The sequence below is a fragment of the Anoxybacillus sp. ST70 genome, from assembly GCF_019553625.1.
Classification (GTDB): domain Bacteria; phylum Bacillota; class Bacilli; order Bacillales; family Anoxybacillaceae; genus Anoxybacillus; species Anoxybacillus gonensis.
In genome coordinates this window covers 1-738 of sequence record NZ_JAHZOF010000035.1, presented here as the reverse complement: position 1 = coordinate 738, position 738 = coordinate 1, and the positions used below count along the sequence as shown (strand labels likewise).

Annotated in this window: 1 protein-coding gene; it reads left to right on the top strand. The window is 36.4% G+C overall.

Annotation, left to right across the window (positions count from 1 at the left end):
• The first annotated feature begins 202 nt into the window (after positions 1 to 202).
• Positions 203 to 574, top strand: a complete 372-nt coding sequence (locus K1I43_RS15460; RefSeq protein WP_003397545.1) for a VOC family protein — start codon at positions 203 to 205, stop codon at positions 572 to 574.
• Positions 575 to 738: the final 164 nt, after the last annotated feature.

Here is a 738-nt window from a genome sequence, read left to right as displayed (position 1 = left end):
TACGGCGCAGCGAAACAAAATATTCCCATTGATGCCGTGAAAAAACAGCTCCATGTGGCATAAGGAGTACCCCGTTTGTCTCTTTTTAAATGGTAATTATTGTAATGAAAATTACTCAACTACAGTAAATTAAAATAAATTAAAATAAATTAAAATAAATTATTTTAACTTAATTTAATATATTTACTGAGGAGGAATATACATGAACTTTACTTTCTTAGAAATTGATCATGTTCAAGTTGCTGCTCCTAAAGGTTGTGAAGAAAAAGCACGTGAGTTTTACGGAAAAATTTTAGGAATGAAAGAGATCCCAAAACCTGAGAACTTACAAAAGCGAGGTGGAGTATGGTTTCAATGTGGGAGTCATCAGCTACATATTGGTGTACAAGATGATTTTCAACCTGCTAAAAAAGCACACCCAGCCTTTCATGTAAAAAATCTTGCTGTATTGCGTGACCACTTAATTGAGAAGGGGATTGCAGTAAAGGAAGATGAACCGCTAGAAGGAGCAAATCGTTTTTATGCCAATGATCCTTTTGGCAACAGACTCGAATTTTTAGAGTGGATTAAATAATAACTGTACTTGAGCAAATTAAGCACCACGTCGCTAAGTAACTATTCACCCCAGTGCTAGTGTATAAAAAAGCCCAGCACAAATAGGGCATTTCGGTCATAGAAAATGCCCTAGGTAGCGGAAAGAACTCGATCGATCGTTTCGCCTGCCAACAGAAGACACAA